Source organism: Actinomadura latina NBRC 106108 (genome assembly GCF_001552195.1).
GTDB classification, from domain to species: Bacteria; Actinomycetota; Actinomycetes; order Streptosporangiales; family Streptosporangiaceae; genus Spirillospora; species Spirillospora latina.
Genome location: NZ_BCQS01000029.1, coordinates 1 through 17,303 on the forward strand (window position 1 = coordinate 1; position 17,303 = coordinate 17,303).

At 73.1% G+C, this 17,303-nt stretch carries 16 protein-coding genes; 6 read left to right on the forward strand and 10 right to left on the reverse strand.

Annotated elements, in window-relative coordinates; all coding sequences use genetic code 11:
• From AL2_RS29355 to AL2_RS29370, 4 genes are all read right to left on the reverse strand, one after another.
• Positions 1 to 816: ABC transporter ATP-binding protein (locus tag AL2_RS29355; protein ID WP_067639304.1), on the reverse strand; the 816-nt coding region annotated here is incomplete at its 3' end.
• Positions 817 to 820: 4 nt separating this feature from the next.
• Positions 821 to 1,783 (reverse strand): ABC transporter permease, encoded by a 963-nt coding sequence (locus AL2_RS29360; RefSeq protein WP_067639306.1) that lies wholly within the window; start codon positions 1,781 to 1,783, stop codon positions 821 to 823.
• A gap of 7 nt (positions 1,784 to 1,790) precedes the next feature.
• Positions 1,791 to 2,717: an ABC transporter permease gene (locus tag AL2_RS29365; RefSeq protein ID WP_067639308.1), complete on the reverse strand. Its 927-nt coding sequence runs from the start codon at positions 2,715 to 2,717 to the stop codon at positions 1,791 to 1,793.
• A 6-nt stretch (positions 2,718 to 2,723) separates the two neighbouring features.
• The gene (locus AL2_RS29370; protein WP_168444594.1) at positions 2,724 to 4,328 is read right to left on the reverse strand and encodes a peptide ABC transporter substrate-binding protein; all 1,605 of its coding nucleotides are present in this window, start codon (positions 4,326 to 4,328) and stop codon (positions 2,724 to 2,726) included.
• 262 nt (positions 4,329 to 4,590) lie between these two features.
• Here AL2_RS29370 and AL2_RS29375 point away from each other — a divergent pair, with 262 nt between their 5' ends.
• Positions 4,591 to 5,892, forward strand: a complete 1,302-nt coding sequence (locus tag AL2_RS29375; protein ID WP_067639312.1) for a M20/M25/M40 family metallo-hydrolase — start codon at positions 4,591 to 4,593, stop codon at positions 5,890 to 5,892.
• A 61-nt stretch (positions 5,893 to 5,953) separates the two neighbouring features.
• On the opposite strand, the gene AL2_RS29380 is transcribed toward AL2_RS29375, so the two are convergent.
• The 3 genes from AL2_RS29380 to AL2_RS29390 form a co-directional block, all read right to left on the reverse strand.
• The gene (locus AL2_RS29380; RefSeq protein WP_210747912.1) at positions 5,954 to 6,760 is read right to left on the reverse strand and encodes an ABC transporter permease; all 807 of its coding nucleotides are present in this window, start codon (positions 6,758 to 6,760) and stop codon (positions 5,954 to 5,956) included.
• The gene (locus AL2_RS29385) at positions 6,757 to 7,734 is read right to left on the reverse strand and encodes an ATP-binding cassette domain-containing protein (protein ID WP_067639314.1); all 978 of its coding nucleotides are present in this window, start codon (positions 7,732 to 7,734) and stop codon (positions 6,757 to 6,759) included. The genes AL2_RS29380 and AL2_RS29385 overlap by 4 nt, the downstream gene beginning before the upstream one ends.
• Positions 7,735 to 7,890: 156 nt before the next feature.
• Positions 7,891 to 8,538: a PadR family transcriptional regulator gene (locus AL2_RS29390; RefSeq protein WP_067639316.1), complete on the reverse strand. Its 648-nt coding sequence runs from the start codon at positions 8,536 to 8,538 to the stop codon at positions 7,891 to 7,893.
• A 101-nt stretch (positions 8,539 to 8,639) separates the two neighbouring features.
• On the opposite strand from AL2_RS29390, the gene AL2_RS29395 reads away from it, so the two are divergent.
• From AL2_RS29395 to AL2_RS29405, 3 genes are all read left to right on the forward strand, one after another.
• Positions 8,640 to 9,509, forward strand: a complete 870-nt coding sequence (locus tag AL2_RS29395; RefSeq protein WP_067639318.1) for a hypothetical protein — start codon at positions 8,640 to 8,642, stop codon at positions 9,507 to 9,509.
• Between the two features lie 81 nt (positions 9,510 to 9,590).
• A complete protein-coding gene (locus AL2_RS29400) occupies positions 9,591 to 10,628 on the forward strand; it encodes an MBL fold metallo-hydrolase (RefSeq protein ID WP_067639320.1) in 1,038 nt (345 codons plus the stop codon).
• 71 nt (positions 10,629 to 10,699) lie between these two features.
• Positions 10,700 to 11,338: a pyridoxamine 5'-phosphate oxidase family protein gene (locus tag AL2_RS29405; RefSeq protein ID WP_067639322.1), complete on the forward strand. Its 639-nt coding sequence runs from the start codon at positions 10,700 to 10,702 to the stop codon at positions 11,336 to 11,338.
• Positions 11,339 to 11,399: 61 nt separating this feature from the next.
• On the opposite strand, the gene AL2_RS29410 is transcribed toward AL2_RS29405, so the two are convergent.
• Positions 11,400 to 11,588: a DUF5302 domain-containing protein gene (locus tag AL2_RS29410; protein ID WP_067639324.1), complete on the reverse strand. Its 189-nt coding sequence runs from the start codon at positions 11,586 to 11,588 to the stop codon at positions 11,400 to 11,402.
• 145 nt (positions 11,589 to 11,733) lie between these two features.
• Between AL2_RS29410 and AL2_RS29415 the strand changes: the two genes are divergently transcribed.
• Both AL2_RS29415 and AL2_RS29420 read left to right on the forward strand, forming a co-directional pair.
• Positions 11,734 to 13,137, forward strand: a complete 1,404-nt coding sequence (locus AL2_RS29415; protein WP_067639327.1) for a cytochrome P450 family protein — start codon at positions 11,734 to 11,736, stop codon at positions 13,135 to 13,137.
• 110 nt (positions 13,138 to 13,247) lie between these two features.
• A complete protein-coding gene (locus AL2_RS29420; RefSeq protein WP_245667025.1) occupies positions 13,248 to 13,646 on the forward strand; it encodes a DUF2795 domain-containing protein in 399 nt (132 codons plus the stop codon).
• Between the two features lie 55 nt (positions 13,647 to 13,701).
• On the opposite strand, the gene AL2_RS29425 is transcribed toward AL2_RS29420, so the two are convergent.
• Complete coding sequence (locus tag AL2_RS29425) at positions 13,702 to 15,675, reverse strand: aconitate hydratase (RefSeq protein WP_067639332.1); 1,974 nt, start codon at positions 15,673 to 15,675, stop codon at positions 13,702 to 13,704.
• 1 nt (position 15,676) lies between these two features.
• Positions 15,677 to 17,233, reverse strand: a complete 1,557-nt coding sequence (locus tag AL2_RS29430; protein ID WP_067639334.1) for an FAD-dependent monooxygenase — start codon at positions 17,231 to 17,233, stop codon at positions 15,677 to 15,679.
• Positions 17,234 to 17,303: the final 70 nt, after the last annotated feature.

Genomic DNA, 17,303 nt, shown 5'->3' on the forward strand with positions numbered 1-17,303 from the left:
GAGTCGCGGCACCGACGCGAGCAGACCCCGGGTGTAGGGGTGCGCGGGCCGCGCGTACAGCTCGCGGGCGGGCGCCTGCTCGGCGACCGACCCCGCGTACATGACGACGATCCGGTCCGCGACGCCGGCGACGACGCCGAGGTCGTGGGTGATCAGCACCATGCCCATGCGCAGCTCGTCCTGGAGCCCGGCGAGCAGCCGCATGATCTGCGCCTGCACGGTCACGTCCAGCGCGGTGGTCGGCTCGTCGGCGATGAGGACGTCCGGCTCCAGCGCCAGCGCCATCGCGATCATGACGCGCTGCCGCATGCCGCCGGAGAACTGGTGCGGGTAGTCGCCGAACCGTTTCGCGGCGGACGGGATCCGCACCCGCTCCATCAGCTCGACGGCCTTGTCCCGGGCCGCCCTGCGGCCGAGCCCGCGGTGCACCCGGTACATCTCGCGGAGCTGGTCGCCGACGGTGAACACCGGGTTCAGCGCGGTCAGCGCGTCCTGGAAGATCATCGAGATGCGGTCGCCGCGGTAGGCGCGGCGGCGCCGCTCGGGCAGGCCGAGCAGCTCCTCGCCGCGCAGCCGCACCGACCCGCGCTCGACGCGGGCGGGCGGCACGTCAAGGATGCCCATGACGGCCTGGGCGGCGACGCTCTTGCCCGACCCGGACTCGCCGAGGATCGCGAGCGTCTCCCCCTCGTCCAGCGTGTACGACAGGCCGTTCACCGCGTGGACGTCCTGGCCGCGCACCCGGAACCGGACGTGCAGGTCGTCGACGCGCAGCAGCGGCGGCGGCGCGGGGTCGTCCGTCAGTTCCGTGAGCATGGGGTCACCGCAGCTTCGGGTCGAGGGCGTCGCGGGCGGCGTCGCCGAGCATCAGGAAGCTCAGCACCGTCGCCGACAGGAACACGGCGGGGAACACCAGCAGGTGCGGGTGGTCGATGAAGGAGTCCTTCGCCTGGTTCAGCTGGAGCCCCCAGGAGACCTCCGGGTACTGCAGGCCGACGCCCAGGAAGTCCAGCGTCGCCTCCAACACGATCACGTTGCCGACGTTGAGGGTGGCGACCACGATCACCGGGGCGATCGCGTTCGGCAGGATGTGCCGGGCCATGACCCGCAGGTCGGACGCGCCGAGCAGCCGCGCCGCCTGCACGAAGTCGGCGTCCCGGACGGAGATCACCTGCCCCCGCATGATGCGGATCATCGTCGTCCAGCCGAGCAGCACCAGCACGAGCGTCATCGCCCACACGCCGTGCGAGGGGAACGCCACCAGGATCACCGTGGCGCCGAGCACGAACGGCAGCCCGAAGAACACGTCGGTGACCCGCGCGATCAGCGTGTCCAGGATCCCGCCGTAGTACCCGGCGAGCAGCCCGAGCACGAGCGCGATCAGCAGCGCGAACGCGGTGACGGCGACGCCGATCAGCAGCGTCGGGCGGGCGCCGTGCACGACGTGCGCGTAGTAGTCGCAGCCGGCGAGGTCGGTGCCGAACCAGTGGCCGCCGGACGGGCCGAGCTTGGCGGCGTTCGGGTCGCAGCCCCGGTTGACGTCCTGCGCGGTGAACAGCCTCGGCAGCGCCGCCATCACCGTCGCGACCGCGAGGATCGCCACCGACCCCCAGAACACCCAGCGGCGCCGCAGATCGCGCCACGCGTCGTGCCACAGCGACGCCCGGCCGATCTCGCCGCCCGCGGCGGCGACCGCGGCGGCGCCCGCCCCGGCGGCCCCCGCCTCGGTCGCGGGCCCCGCTTCGGCGCCGGGCGGCCCGGCGTCCGGCTCCTTGATCGTCATGCGCGCCTCACTCGTACCTGATCCGCGGGTCGAGCACCCCGTACAGCAGGTCCACGATCAGGTTGACCAGCAGGAAGATCAGCACCAGCACGGTGACCGCGCCGACCACGACCGGGCCCTCCTTCAGCTGGATCGACTGGAACACCTGCTGCCCGACGCCCGGCAGGTTGAAGATCCCCTCGGTCACGACCGCGCCGCCCATCAGGTTGCCGAAGTCGACGCCGAGGTAGGTGACGACCGGGATCAGCGAGTTGCGGAGCGCGTGCCGGCCGACCACGCGCGCCCGCGACAGCCCCTTGGCGTTCGCGGTGCGCACGTAGTCGGCCCGCAGGTTCTCCGACAGGCTCGTCCGCGTCAGCCGCGCCACGTACGACAGGCCGAGCGAGCCGAGCACGAGGCCGGGCAGCAGGTAGCTCATCGGCCAGCCCTCGTCCGTCCCGGCCGTGGGGAAGATCTGCCAGTGCAGCCCGAACAGCAGCTGCGCCGCGTAGCCGAGGACGAACACCGGGACCGCGATGACCAGGGTCGTCCCGCCGAGGACGAGGGTGTCGGCGAGCTTCCCGCGGCGCAGGCCCGCCCACGTGCCGAGCGCGATCCCGATGGCCAGCTCGAAGATCCAGGCGGTGACGGCGAGCTGCGCGGTCACCGTCCACCGCCCGCTGAGCATCTCCGACACGCTCTGGCCGGTGTAGTTCTCGCCCAGGTCGCCCTGGGCGAGGCCCCACATGTACTTCACGTACTGCACCAGCAGCGGGTCGTTCAGGTTGTACCGGTCCCGGAGTGTCTGCAGGACGTTGTCCGGGACCGGTTTGTCCCCGGCGAGCGCCTGGATCGGGTCGCCCGGAAGCGCGAACACCATCACGTAGATGAGCAGCGTCGTGCCGATGAAGACGGGGACCGCCTGCAGGAGCCGCCGGAGGACGTAGCGCCACATCGCCGGTTACTTCACCGTCACATCTGTGGCGATCAGGCCCGTAGAGAACGGGGTGATCGTCACATTGTCGACGTTCTTCGAGCGGCCGCCCTGGCCCGCCCATGTCCACAGCGGGATCATCGGCATCTCCTGCACGGCGATGTCCTCGGCCTGGTTGTAGAGGGCGAGGGCCTGCTGCGGGTCGGCCGTCTTGTCGGCCTTCGCGATGAGGTCGTTGAACTCCTTGTTCTCCCAGCCCATGCGGTTGTCCGGGCCCCACATGTTCTCCAGGTAGTTCTGGGGGCTCGGGTAGTCGGCCTCCCAGTTCTGCCGGTACGGGCCCTTCTCCTTGTGCTCCCTCAGCATGGAGAAGTAGTCGGACGCGGGGACCTGCCGGAACTGGATGTCGGTGATGCCGAGGTTGTCGCGCAGGGAGTTCGCGACGATCTGCATCCATTGCGCGTAGGTCGGCTGCGCGTTGGAGAAGTACAGCTCCATCGTCCCCTTGAACCCGCCGGCCTTGGCCAGCAACTGCTTGGCCTTCGCCGGGTCATAGGTGCAGAGTTCGCCGCACGCGTTGTCGCGATGGCCCGGGATGATGGACGGGATGAGCGAGTCGGCCGGGAAGTAGTCGCCGTTGTAGACCGCCTTGTTGATGCCCTGGCGGTCGATGACCATCGAGACGGCCTTGCGCAGGTCGGGGTCGTCGAACCGCTTGTCGAACAGCGGGAACCCGAGGTAGTCGGTGGTGCTCATCTTCCGGGTGAGGAACCGGTCGCCGAGCAGCCGCTTGGCCTCGGGCACCTTCGCCGCCGGGATCGTCTGCAGGACGTCGATCCGCCCGGCGCGCAGGTCGGTGTAGGCGGTGTCGGCACTGGAGTAGCTCTTCCAGGTCACGCCCTTGTTCTTCGGCTTGCGCGGCCCGGCGTACCCGGGGAACGCGACGAGCTTGATCTGCTTGTTGCGCTCCCAGTCGCCGTCCATCATGTACGGGCCGTTGCCGATCGGGTGCTCGTCGAAGGTCTTCAGGTCCTTGAACCCCGCCTTGGGCATAGGCGCGTACGCCGGATAGGTCAGCAGCAGCGGGAACTGGCTGAACGGAGCGTTCAGCGTGACCTTCATCGTGTCCGCGCCGGTGACCTCCACACCCGAAAGCGTGTCGGCCTGGGGCTTGGCGTCCTCGTCCTCGGGGTTCATCGCCGCATACCCCTTGATGGACGAGAAGTAGGAGTTCGCGCCCATGGCGTTCGGCCCGTACGCGGCGCTGTTCCACGCGTCGGCGAAGTTCTGCGCGGTGACCGGCTCCCCGTTGTGGAACTTCTGCCCCGGCTTGACCTTGATGGTCCAGACCTTCTGGTCGTCCGAGGTGACCGACTCGGCGGCCAGCGGGACGGCCTTGCCGTCCGCGGTGAGCGTCATCAGGTTGTCGAACAGCTCGGTGATCACGTCGAAGGCGTAACTGCCGGTCGTGTTGGCGGGCACCAGGTGGTCGGGCTCGGAGTGCCCGACGGTGAACGTCCCGTCGCCCGCCCCCGCCTCATCGCCGCCGCAGCCGGACAGGCCCAGCGACGCGGCGAGCGCCACCGCGACGACCCCCGCGACCTTCCCTCGCACACCCCTCTGGCTGGTCATGCTCCTCCTCGGCCGATCGGGTCGTCGCGCCGCGGGCGCTTGGCCGCCCGCCGCACCTAGATTGCTGGCAGCGTCGTACTCGGGGTGAGCGTTTGCACACAGCGCTGACGGAGTCGAAACCGGATCGAGACGTTCTTGATCATGCATCACCCCAACCCCCGCGATCCCACCGCCATCAGACACACCATCCGAAAGCGCCTCCCCATTGACACAGGTCAGCGCCCGAGGAAAATGAAGCCTCATTGCGGAAATCGGGGGTGCGATGGACGGCGGAGCGGGCGGTGAGGCGGGACGGATCTGTGCCGATCTGATCCGGTTCGACACCACCAACCGGGGCGAGGGCGTGGCGCGTCCGGAGCGGCCCGCGGCGGAGTACGTCGCCGGGCTGCTGGACGAGGCCGGGGTCGAGGCGACGATCGTCGAGCCGGCGCCCGGCCGGGCGAGCGTGCTGGCGCGGATCTCCGGCACCGACCCGTCCCGTCCGGCGCTCCTGGTCCACGGGCACCTCGACGTGGTGCCCGCCGACGCGGCCGAGTGGACCGTGCCGCCGTTCTCCGGCGAGGTGCGGGACGGCTGCGTGTGGGGGCGCGGCGCCGTCGACATGAAGGGCAGCCTCGCGATGACCCTCGCGGTCGTGCGGCGGCGGCTGCGCGAGGGGCGGCGCACGCGCGGCGACCTGGTCCTGGCGTTCCTGGCGGACGAGGAGTGCACCGGCGAGTACGGGTCCCGCTACGTGGCGCGGGAGCATCGGGAGGTCTTCGAGGGGTGCACGGAGGCGATCAGCGAGTCCGGCGGGTTCAGCGTGGACGCGGGCGGAACGCGGATCTACCCGATCGCGACGGGCGAGCGCGGCACGATGTGGATGAGGCTGACGGCGCGCGGCACGGCCGGGCACGGGTCCAAGCCGGCGCCCGACAACGCGGTCGCCGAGATCGCGCACGCCGTGTCCCGCCTCGCCGCGCACGAGTGGCCGGTGCGGCTGACGCCGGGCGTGCGGGCCCTGCTGGACGGCCTGGCGGACGCGCTCGGCACCACCATCGACCACGACCGCCTCGACGCGGAGGCCGCGCGTCTCGGCCGCGCCGGCCGGCTGTTCGCCGGGACGATCCGCAACTCCGCCAACCCGACCCGGCTGGACGCCGGATACAAGATCAACGTCGTGCCCGGTACCGCGACCGCGCAGGTCGACGCCCGCTACCTGCCGGGCACCGGCGAGGAGTTCCTGGCCGCGATCGACCGGCTGCTCGGCCCGAAGGTCGCCCGCGAGTTCGTCAACCGCGAGGAGGCGCCCGCCGCGGACCCGGCCGGCCCGACGTTCGCCGCGCTCGCGGACGCCCTCCGCGCCGAGGACCCGGACGCCCGTCCCGTCCCCTACGTGATGGCGGGCGGCACGGACGCGAAGTCCTTCCACCGCATCGGCATCACCGGCTTCGGCTTCGCGCCCCTCCTGCTCGGGCCGGACCTCGACTACTTCGGGATGTTCCACGGCGTGGACGAGCGGGTCCCGCTGGACGGCCTGGCGTTCGGCACGCGCGTGCTGGACCGGTTCCTGGACTCCCGCTGACCCGGCCGGACAGCGGGCGGCCGGGTCGGCGGGGCACCGCCCCGTCCCTACTGCGACGGCCCTACTGCGACTTCTGGTAGCTCCTGATCGAGTAGGTCGCCAGCGCCACGCTGGCCGCGGTCAGGGCGAGCAGCCAGGAGCCGTGCACGGCGGCCGAGCTCCAGTCGGGGTCTCCCGACAGTGCCGCGCGGGCGGTGTCGAGGGCCCAGCTCACCGGGTTGACGGCGGCCACGTGCCGGATCCAGGACGGCATCAGGTCCTTGGTCATGAACGCCGACGACAGGAAGGTGAGCGGCAGCAGCAGCATCACGTTGAGGCCGATGATGGTGTTGCGGTCCCGGACGAGCAGCGCGAGCGTGTTCGACAGTGCGGCGAGGACGACGCCGATCAGCACCGCGGTCGCGACGAGCACCGCGGGCCCCACTGGCCCCCCGGGGTAGCCGGCCCCGGCGGCCCAGCCCAACAGGATGATCACCAGGGACTGGAACGCCGTGCTGAGGGCCTGCTCGACGACGCCCGCGTTCACGAGCGCGCCGCGGCGCACCGGGGTGACCAGGAACCGGTTGAGGGTGCCGCGCTCGATCTCGTCCATGGTCGCCATCCCGGCGAACGAGTTCAGCGCCACCGCGTTCATGATCACGACGCCGGGCACGATGTAGTCGAGGTAGGACTGCGCGCCGAACCCGGGCAGTTCGGCGACCTTCTTGAACAGCTCGCCGAACAGGAACAGCCAGATCATCGGCTGCGCCAGCGTCATGACGAGCACTGCGGGGTTGCGCAGCAGCGCCGACAGCCGCCGGTGGGTCATCCACCAGGTACCGGTCAGCAGGTCTTTGGCGGGCAGGTCTTCGGTGGGCAGGGCGGTCACCGGGCACCTCCGGCGGTGGCGGGCTCGGCGTCGGCGATGCGGCGTCCGGCGTAGCGGAGGTAGACGTCGTCGAGGGACGGCCGCGCGACGGTCGCCGCGGCGGCCGGGACGCCCGCCTGGTCGAGGGCGGCGAGGACGGCCGGCACGGCGGCGGCGCCGTCGCCGGTCCGGGCGCTGAGGCGCGGCCCGTCCAGGACGACCTCGCGGAGGCCGGGCAGCCGGCCGAGCGCCTCCCGCACCACCGGCTCGGGCGGCGCCTCCCGCCATTCGACGTGGACGGCGTCGCCCCGCAGCTCGCCCTTGAGGCCGTCGGGCGTGCCCGCCGCGACGACCCGCCCCTCGTCGACGATCGCGAGCCGCCGCGCGAGCCGGTCGGCCTCGTCCAGGTAGTGGGTGGTCAGCAGGATCGCGAGGGCGTCGTCCCCGGCGAGCCGGGCGATCTCGGCCCACATGGACGCGCGGGCCTCCGGGTCGAGCCCGGTGGTCGGCTCGTCGAGGAAGAGCACCTGCGGGCGGTGGACGAGCCCGAGGGCGACGTCGAGGCGCCGCTGCATCCCGCCCGAGTAGGTCTTCACGGGACGGCCCGCCGCGTCCTCCAGCCCGAACCGGGCGAGCAGCTCGGCGGCCCGGGTGCGCGCCCGCGTCCCGGACAGCCCGTACAGGCGGCCCTGCAGGACCAGGTTGCCGCGCCCGCTCGCCTCGGGGTCGGCGCCGGACTTCTGCGACACGACGCCGATGACGCGGCGGACCCGGTCGGGGCGGCGCAGCACGTCGTGCCCGGCCACGGCCGCGGTACCCGCGTCCGGCCGGACCAGCGTGGTGAGGATCTTGACGGTGGTGGACTTGCCCGCCCCGTTGGGGCCGAGCAGCCCGAGGATCTCGCCCTGCCCGACCGCGATGGACAGGCCGTCCAGGGCCCGGACGCCCCCGGGGTAGTTCTTCACGAGGCCCTCGGCCTCGATGGCATACGCCATGGTCTCCTCCGTTGCAGCGCAACATGCTCTGCGGAGGGGGGCCGGATAGGCTGGAGTCGCGTGCTCGCCGCCAGGCCCCGCTCCGCGCGGATTCTCGGTGGTGGGTTCTCCGGCCCGGCGGAGGTGTTGCCGCACCGCCGCCGGGCCTTCTCCTCGCTACGTCCTCTCGGGGGCTCCCCTCTCCGCCAGTTCGGCGATCTCGGGCGGAAGCTCGCCGGTCTCGTGGAACGCCCGCCACATGCCGAGGCCCGGCAGCGAGCCGTCCTCGATCTCGGCGAGGAAGCCGCGCACCCACGCGGCCTCCGCGCGCCTGATCGCCAGGTCGTACTCCGCCTCGATCAGGAACAGGCGCGGGATCTCGGTCTCCGCCGCCATCGCGGCCTGGTCGGCGGCGATCTGCCGCTCCAGCGCATCGAGGCGCCTGCGCAGCAGCCCGGCCACCTCGTCCGGCCCCAGCGCGCCGAGGACGGACAGCCCGGCCTCGAACCGCGGCACCTCCCGCTCGGGCACCGCGATCAGCTCCCGGACCCAGTCGGCGAGTTCCGCCAGCCCCTCGTCCGTGATGCGGTAGACGGTCCGCTCGGGCCGCGCCCCTTCCCGGGCGCTTCCCTCCACGGCGAGGAACCCGTGCTTCTCCAGGTTGCCGACGACGGTGTAGAGCGACCCCCACTTGATGTCCATGTCGCGGTCCTTTCCGCGTGCGCGCATCAGGGCGGCCATCTCGTACGGGTGCATCGGCCTGGCGGAGACCGTCGACAGCACGGCGAGCCCGAGGATGTTGCTCACCTTGCGCCGCTTGGCCATTCCGCCCTCCTCGTGCACGAGTACTCGTAGACGAGTATAGGCAGCCCCGCTCCGTACCGTCCACCCCGGTCCACCGGCCGCAGGAGGGGTAAAGATCAGGCGTGGACTTCTCCAGTGCGGCCGACGAGCTCTACGGCGTCCTGCCCGCGGAGTTCGTGGCGGCCCGCAAGCGGCTGGCGCAGGAGGCCAGGAGGGACGGCGACGCGGCGCTCGCCAGGCGCATCGGCGCGCTGCGGCGCCCGACGCTGTCGGCGTGGGCGGTGAACCTCCTCAGCCGCTCGGCCGCCGGCGACCTGGACCGGCTGCTGGACGTGGGGGCCGAGATGCGGTCGGCGTGGGGCTCCGGCAGCGGCCTCCGCGACCTGGAGCAGCGCCGCGCCGGCCTGGTCGGCTCGCTGGTCCGGGCCGCGGGTGAACTCGCCGCGGAGGCGGGCGGCGCCCTGCGCGAGCAGGCCGTCCGGGAGGTCGAGGACACCCTCCAGGCCGCCACCGTGGACGCGGACATCGCCGAGGAGGTCCGCGCGGGGCGCCTCGCGCAGCCGCGCAGCCACACGGGTTTCGTTCCCGCCGGTTTCCCCATGGCGCCGCCGGGCCGAGAGCGGCGCACGAAGCCGGAGCCCAGGGAGAGGCCGCCCAAGAGGGAGGAGCCGAAGCCGGACGTCACGCGGACGAGCGCGGCACGGGCGCGGCGCGCGGAGACCCTGCGCAAGCGCGCCGAGGAGGCCGGCCGCAGGCTCGCCGAGCGCGGGGAACTGGCGGACGCGGCGAAGCGCGAAGCCGAGGAGGCCGCCGCCGAGGTGGGCCGGCTCCGCCACGAACTGGACCGCGCCGTCGCCGCACGGGACGCCGCGTCCCGCCGGGCGGAGCGCGCCGAGCAGAACCGCGCCCGCGCGGAAGAGGCGGCCCGCGAGGCCCGCGAGGCCGCCGCCGAGGCCCGCCGCGCCGCCGACCACGACGCTCGCCGCGGGTGACCGCCGCCCCGGCAGCGAAAGGGATGTTCGGGATGAAGTAGGTTCGATCAGAACGAGATTCGATTTGCGAGGGGGCGCGCGGTGACGGCACCGGTCGTGGAGCAGCCGACTGACTGGACCGAGCCGGGCGCTCATCCGGTGGTGCCGGGGGTGCACCGCATCCCCCTGGCGCTGCCCATCCCGTCGCTGCACGCGGTCAACGTGTACGTCATCGAGGACCCCGAGGGCCTCGTCGTCGTGGACTCCGGCTGGGCGATGCCCGACACGCGCGCGTCCATGGAGAAGGCCCTGCGCACGCTCGGCCACGGACTTCAGGACGTGGCCCAGTTCCTCGTCACCCACGCGCACTGGGACCACTACTCGCAGGCGCTCGCACTGCGCGAGTCGTTCGGCACACGGGTGCGGATCGGCCGCGGCGAGCGGACGTCCATCGAGGCGTTCGATGTGAACCGCGGCCTGCACCCCCGGCAGGTCGAGAAGCTGCGCCTATGCGGCGCCGGCGCGCTGGCCGACGAGATCGCCGCGCAGCCGGTGGAGCGTTCCGAGCGCGACGTCCCGCACACCCTGCCGGACGCCTGGCTCGACGACGGAGAGCGCGTCGGCCTGACCGCGCGGGGCCTGGACGTGTTCGCCACGCCCGGCCACACGCGCGGCCACATCGTCATGCGCGACGCCGCCGACGGCCTGCTGTTCGCCGGCGACCACATCCTGCCGCACATCACGCCGTCCATCGGGCTGGAGACCGAGCCGGAGCCGAAACCGCTGCGCAGCTACCTGGAGTCGCTGCGGCTGGTCCGCGACATGCCGGACACGCTGCTGCTGCCGGCGCACGGCCCCGTGAAGCCGAGCGTGCACGTCCGGATCGACGAGCTGCTGGAGCACCACGCCAAGCGCCTCGACGCCGCCGCCGCGCAGGTCCGCGCGGGCCGCGGCACGGCGTTCGAGGTCGCCGGGGCCATGCCGTGGACGCGCCGCAGGCGCGCGCTCGGCGACCTCGACGCGTTCAGCCGGATGCTGGCCGTCCTGGAGATCGAGGCCCACCTGGACGTCCTCGCCGACCGGGGCGTCCTGGACGCCCACGACGAGCACGGCGTCCGCCGCTACGCGCCGAAGCGCTGACCCCCGCCTCCCGGCACCCGGAAAGCACCGGGTTAGGCTGATCTTCCGTTTTCCCGGCGGAAGGAGCGGCGATGACGCTCGCCCCCGAGTCCACCCCGATCACGTCCGCGGCGGAACTGCGCGAGCTGCTCGGCGCCCCGATGCGGCGCGCGATCGACAAGGAGCGCGCCACGCTGCACGCCTGGGACCGGGAGTGGCTCGCCCGCTCCCCGTTCTGCCTGATCTCCACCAGCGACGCGGACGGCAACTGCGACGTCTCCCCCAAGGGCGACCCGCCCGGGTTCGTGCACGTCCTCGACGACACGACGATCGCCGTCCCGGACCGTCCCGGCAACCGCCGCGCCGACGGGTTCATGAACGTGCTGAGCAACCCGCACGTGGGGCTGATCTTCCTCGTCCCCGGACGCGGCGAGACCCTGCGCGTCAACGGCCGCGCCACCCTCGTCAGGGACGCGCCGTTCTTCGACGAGATGCTCGTCAAGGGCCACCGCCCGGCCCTCGCCCTGATCGTGGACATCGAGCAGATCTTCTTCCACTGCGCGAAGGCGCTGATGCGCTCGAAGCTGTGGAAGCCGGAGACCTGGGATCCGGAGGCGCTCCCGTCGCACGCCCAGATCGTCAAGGACGTCCAGTACACCGAGGAGAACCTGGAGCAACTGGAGAACTACTACGCCGAGGCCAACTACTCCAGGAAGCTCTACGCCCGCTGACCCGGCGGGCGGGTGGACCCCCGCGCGGCGGGCGCGGGGGACCGGTCGGTGGTGCGGGCCGTCAGCCGCTCTTGCGGCGGAACTGCCGCTGGTGATCGGCGCGGTCGTGCTTGCCGCGCACCTTCGAGCCGCTCTTGCCGGACGCACCGGTGTTCTTGTCCGCCGCTCCGCGCTTGCGTTCCAGGGCCTCCCGGAACCTGCGCTTCACGTCGTCCTCTCCGTCGGCGGGTTCTCCTGATGAGTCGGCCATGCGGACCTCCAGCTCTCTTAGGGCACCCCCAGCCTCACATACCGGCGAGGGGCTCGGCCAATTGGCCCCGTCCTGGAAGATCATCTTGGGACATTCCACCGCAAAGCGCGCCAGCGGAGATCGATCTCTCCTAGGGTTTGTGCACGTGGAACCCCAGACGCCGCAGGCAGAGCCCGCCCCCGCGCATCCGCCGCTGGAGGCGCTCGCCGTCCAGCCGCTGCTGAACCGTGACTACGAGTCCCGCCCCGCCGTCTTCTACGAGCGACTGCGCGCGGAGTACGGGCCCGTCGCGCCGGTGGACGTCCTCGGCGTCCCGGTGTGGCTCGTCCTCGGCTACGCCCAGACGCTCGACATCCTGCGCGACACCCGCGGCATCTGGAGCAAGCGGGTCGGCAGCTGGCGGCGGTACCGGGAGGGGTCCGTCCCGGCGGACTGGCCGATGCTGCCCGTGGTCGAGTCCGACAACTCGGGGTTCCGGGACGGCGCCGACTCCACCCGGCTGCGCGGCGCCTGGAGCGAGGGCCTGCGGCCGTTCCAGGACCGCACCCGGCCCGAGGCGAAGTCGCTGGAGCAGGCCGTCCGCCGGCACGCCGACGAGCTGATCACCGTGCTGTCGGAGAACGGCGGCCCGTCCGGCTGGGCCGACCTGTCCGCGCAGTACGCGCGGCCGCTGCCGCTGATGGTGATCGGGCGGCTGCTCGGCACCGGCGGCGAGGGCGACGACGAGCTGATCATCGACCTGTGGCGGGTGATGGACGCCGGCCCCGAGGCGCAGGAGGCGTCGAACCGGCTGATCGCCCGGGTCGCGGACGTGTGCGCAGCGCGGGTGGCCTCCCCCGGCGCGGACCTGCCGTCCCTCATGCTCGCCGCGGTCCCGGACCTGACCGCGGAGGAGCTGACCCGCGAGATGGCGATGATGACGGGGCTCGTCGGCGACGTGACGGGGACGCTGATCTGCAACACCATCACCGAGGTGCTGATCGGCGGCACGAGGGCCGGCGACAGCATGTCCGCCGGGATGATCCAGGAGGCGATCAACCGCGCCGCGGCGGCGAACCCGCCGATGGCCAACCTGTCCTTCCGGTGGGCCAAGGCCGATGCCCGCATCGGCCGGTTCCAGATCGCGGCCGGCGACCCGGTCATGGTGTCGCCCGCGGCCGCGCACCTGGACCCGGCCTTCACCGCGTCGGCGACGCCGGACTCCATCTACAGCTCCCGCGCCCACCTGGCCTGGAGCGCGGGCCCGCACGCCTGCCTCGGCCGCGATCTCGCCACCACCATCACGACGATCGCGGTGGAGCGGCTGTTCGACCGGTTCGCCTCCCTGCGGCTCGCGCTGCCCGCCGACCAGCTTCCGTGGCGCTCGTCCCCGCTGATGCGCGGCCTGCGCTCGCTGCCGGTCATCTACGAGGTGGCCGGTGAGCGGCCGGAGCCGCAGCCCGCCGCGGACCCCGGCGCGGAGGGGCCCCCGGAGCAGACCCCGCCGGACGCGGGCGGGGCGAACTCGCTGGTGCGGCGGGTCCTGCGGCTGATGCGCCGGTCGTCCTGACGCTGCGCGGGGCCGCATGTTCGGACGCTGCCGGGGCCGCATGTTTGGACGCGGGCGCCCGGGAACGGTCTCCCCGGTAGGCGCGCAGGGAGGAACAAACGATGCCGGACATGAGCGACAAGCACAGCCCGAAGGTCGACGACGAGATCGCCCACGAGACGCGGGGCATGGTCAGCGGCGGGCATCCCACGCACGCCGAGGAGTTCAAGGAGACCGAGCCGTTCTCCGACGACGCCCCCGCGGACCCGACCCGGGCGGCCGCCGGCGAACGGGAGGGCTCCCCGCCCGGGATGAGCGCGCAGGACGTCGAGGGCCGCAGCGCCCTCGCGCGGATGCTCACCGGGGTCGGCTACCCGGCCCGCCCGAACGAGCTGATCCGGCACGCCGCCGAGGGCGGCGCGCCGGACGAGGCCGTCGAGCAGCTGCGGACGCTGCCCAAGCGCGAGTACGAGAACGTCGCGGACGTCGCCGAGGAACTCGGCTACGGCCGCGAGGAGCGCCGGTATTGACCGGCGCCTGAAGCCGGGCTCCGGCGGAGCGGAGAGCGCCGGTCGGGGCCGCGGGTCACTCCCCGCGGTCCCGCCGGCCGGCCCGGCGTTCGCGGAGCAGCGGGATCTGGCCGCCGGCGGCGACCAGGTCCCGCTGCCGTGCGGACAGGCGGTGCCGCGCCCGGTACGTCTCGTCCTTGCCGACGTTGCGGACGACGATCTCGTCTCCGGCCTTCAGCGCGTCCCGGACGTTCTCGACGCGCAGCACGTCGCCCTGCTCGACGCGGTCGTAGTCGGCCCCGTCGGCGAATTCGAGCGGCAGGATCCCGAAGTTGACGAGGTTCTGCCAGTGGATCCGCGCGTAGCCGCGCGCCAGGACGAGCCGCAGCCCGAGGTGGCGGGGCGCGATCGCGGCGTGCTCGCGGGACGACCCCTGCCCGTAGTTGCGCCCGCCGACGACGGCGTGCGGCCCGGCCTCGCGGGCCCGCTCCGGGTAGCGCTCGTCGAGCTGGATGAACGTGAAGTCGGCGAGCCGGGCGATGTCGCTGCGGAACGGCAGGGCCCGCGCGCCCGCCTGCAGGATCTCGTCGGTGGACACGTCGTCCCCGACCTTGATGGCGACGGGGATCTCGAACTCGTCCGGGAGCGGGTCCAGTTCGGGCAGTACGCCGATGCTGGGGGCCTTGTCGAGTTCGACGCGGCGCGCCTCGTCCTCGGGCGGCGGGCCTTCGAGCATGTCGACGTTGACGCTGGACTTCTCGGGCAGCCGGACGGCGGGCGGGTCCATGCCGAGGTCGCGCGGGTCGGTGATCCGGCCGGTGAGGGCGGCGGCAGCGGCGGTCTCCGGTGAGCACAGCCAGACCAGGTCGTCCTTGGTGCCGGAGCGTCCGGGGAAGTTGCGCGGGACGGTCCGCAGGCTGTTGCGGCCGATCGCGGGAGCCTGCCCCATGCCGATGCACCCCATGCAGCCGGTCTGGTGGATGCGGGCGCCGGCCTGGACGAGGTCGGCGGTCGCGCCCATCCGGGTGAGGTCGACGAGGATCTGCCGGGACGTCGGGTTCACGTCCAGCGACACCCGCGGGTGCACCTGGCGGCCCTTCACGATCGCCGCGACGGACGCGAAGTCGCGCAGCCCAGGGTTCGCCGACGACCCGACGACGACCTGGTGGACCTCCTCTCCCGCGGCGTCCCGCACCGGGACCACGTCGCCGGGCGAGCTGGGACGGGCGATCAGCGGCTCCAGCGACGACAGGTCGATCTCGTCGGCGACGTCGTAGGACGCGTCCGGGTCGGCGACGATCTCGGTGAAGCCGTCCTCGCGGTCCTCGGCGCGCAGGAACTCCAGGACCCGCTCGTCCGACGGGAACACCGTCGTCGTCGCACCCAGCTCGGCGCCCATGTTGGCGATGACGTGCCGGTCCATCGCGGTCAGCGCCGCGATGCCGGGGCCGTGGTACTCGATGATCCGGTTGACGCCGCCGCGCACCCCGTGCCGCCGCAGCATCTCCAGGATCACGTCCTTGGCGCTCAGCCAGGGCGGCAGCTCCCCCGTCAGCCGGACGCCCCAGATCTCCGGCATCGTCACGTGCAGCGGCTCCCCGGCCATCGCCATCGCGACCTCCAGCCCGCCGACGCCGATCGCGAGCATGCCGAGCGACCCCGCCGCGCACGTGTGGGAGTCGGAGCCGACCATCGTGGCGCCGGGCACGCCGAAACGCTGCATGTGCGTCGGATGCGAGACCCCGTTGCCGGGCTTGGAGTACCAGAGCCCGTACCGGCGGGCGGCGGACCGCAGGAAGATGTGGTCGGCCATGTTGCGCTCGTCGGCCTGCAGCAGGTTGTGGTCCACGTACTGGACCGACACGTCCGTCTTGACCCGGTCGAGGTCGAGGGCCTCCAGCTCCAGCATCACCATCGTGCCGGTCGCGTCCTGGGTGAGGGTCTGGTCGACGTGGATCCCGATCTCGGTGCCGGGCGTCATCTCGCCGCTCACCAGATGCGAGGCGATCAGCTTGCGTGCGACGTTGCGGCCCCCCGTGCCCTCCGCCATGTCAGGTCCTCCGCTCGTTCTCGCTCGCCGGCACGCCCTCGATCCGGCGCGGCTCGTGGACGGCCCGGTCGGCGGGATGCCCGCACCAGTGGTTCAGCGCGTCGCGGATCTCGGCGGCGCGCCGGTCCGGCGCGGTCTCGTCGGTGGCCCACGCGATGTAGCCGTCCGGGCGCACGAGCGCGGTCGTCCGGGTCGCGCCGCCGGCCGGCACGCAGTGCACGCGGCCCGCCCACCGCCTGGTCGCCAGGTAGGTGACCGCCGGGTCGTTCGCCGCGACGACCAGCACGAACATCCCGTCGCCGAGCAGCTCGTGCAGCCGCGCCGGGGGGCCGGCGAGGGGGACGTCCGGGGCGCGCCGCCCGGTCAGCCGGTGCGCGCCGCGCGGCGCCGGATAGGCGATATCGATGCCGGAGACGGCGCCCGCCATCCGCCGCGCGACCGGCCGGCAGTGGGTCGCCGCCCACGCCGCCGAGCCGCGCGCCGCGCGCAGCCAGCGCGGCTCGGCGAGCACGAACCGCAGCAGTGCGCCGCTCCCCCGCAGCACCTGCCGCCCGACCGGGTGCCGCTCCTCGTGGTAGCTGTCGAGCAGCCAGGACGGCGCCCAGCCCCACAGCTCGGCGGCGAGCTTCCAGCCGAGGTTCGCCGCGTCCTGGATCCCGGTGTTCATGCCCTGCCCGCCCGCCGGCGAGTGGGCGTGCGCGGCGTCCCCGGCGAGGAACACCCGTCCCGTCCGGTATCGGGGGACCTGCCGTTCGTCGCTGTGGAACCGTGACGTCCAGCGCGGGTCCCGGATGCCGTGGTCGGTGCCGAGCGCGCGGGCGGTCACCTCCCGCAGCTCGGCCATGTCGACGGGCTCGGAGTCGGCGGCCTGGTGCCGCCGGTTCCAGGCGATCACCCGGTACCAGCCGTCGCCGAACGGGGCGAGGAACGCGAACGCGTCGCCGACCGCGCCGACGGTGAGGACGTCGGCGGGCGCCTCGTCCAGCCGGACGTCCGCGAGCATCACCGACCGCACCGCCGCCTGCCCGGGGAACGGCAGTCCCAGCTCGCGCCTCACCGTGCTGCGGACGCCGTCCGCGCCCACCACGTAAGACGCGCGGCGCGTCCCGGTCTCCCCTTCGGCCGTCCGGACATCGACGTCCACGCCCGCCGCGTCCTGGCGGAGCCCGACGACCTCGGCGCCGTGCACGATCTCCGCGCCGGCCGCGAGCGCCCGCTCCTTCAGGACGCGTTCCGTCTCGTACTGCGGCGTGACGAGGACGAACGGGAAGCGTCCGGGCAGCCGGGACAGGTGGAGCACGGTCGAGCCGAGCAGCCGCAGCGCGCCGACCCGCTCCCCGGTGCCGATCAGCTCGGCGGCGACACCGCGCGCGTCCAGCATCTCCAGGGTGCGGGCGTGCACGGCGAACGCCCGCGTCAGGTTGCTCGTCTCCTCCGGGCGGCGTTCCAGCACCGTGCAGCCGATGCCCGCCGCGGCCAGGTCCCCGGCCAGCAGCAGCCCCGTCGGGCCCGCCCCCACGATCAGCACGTTCCCGGTCGGCCTCCCGGTGGGCGCCATCACGCTCCCCTCTCGACGGACGGCCGGCGGCCCGGCCCTCGCCCAGGGAACACTTCCCCGGAACCACCCG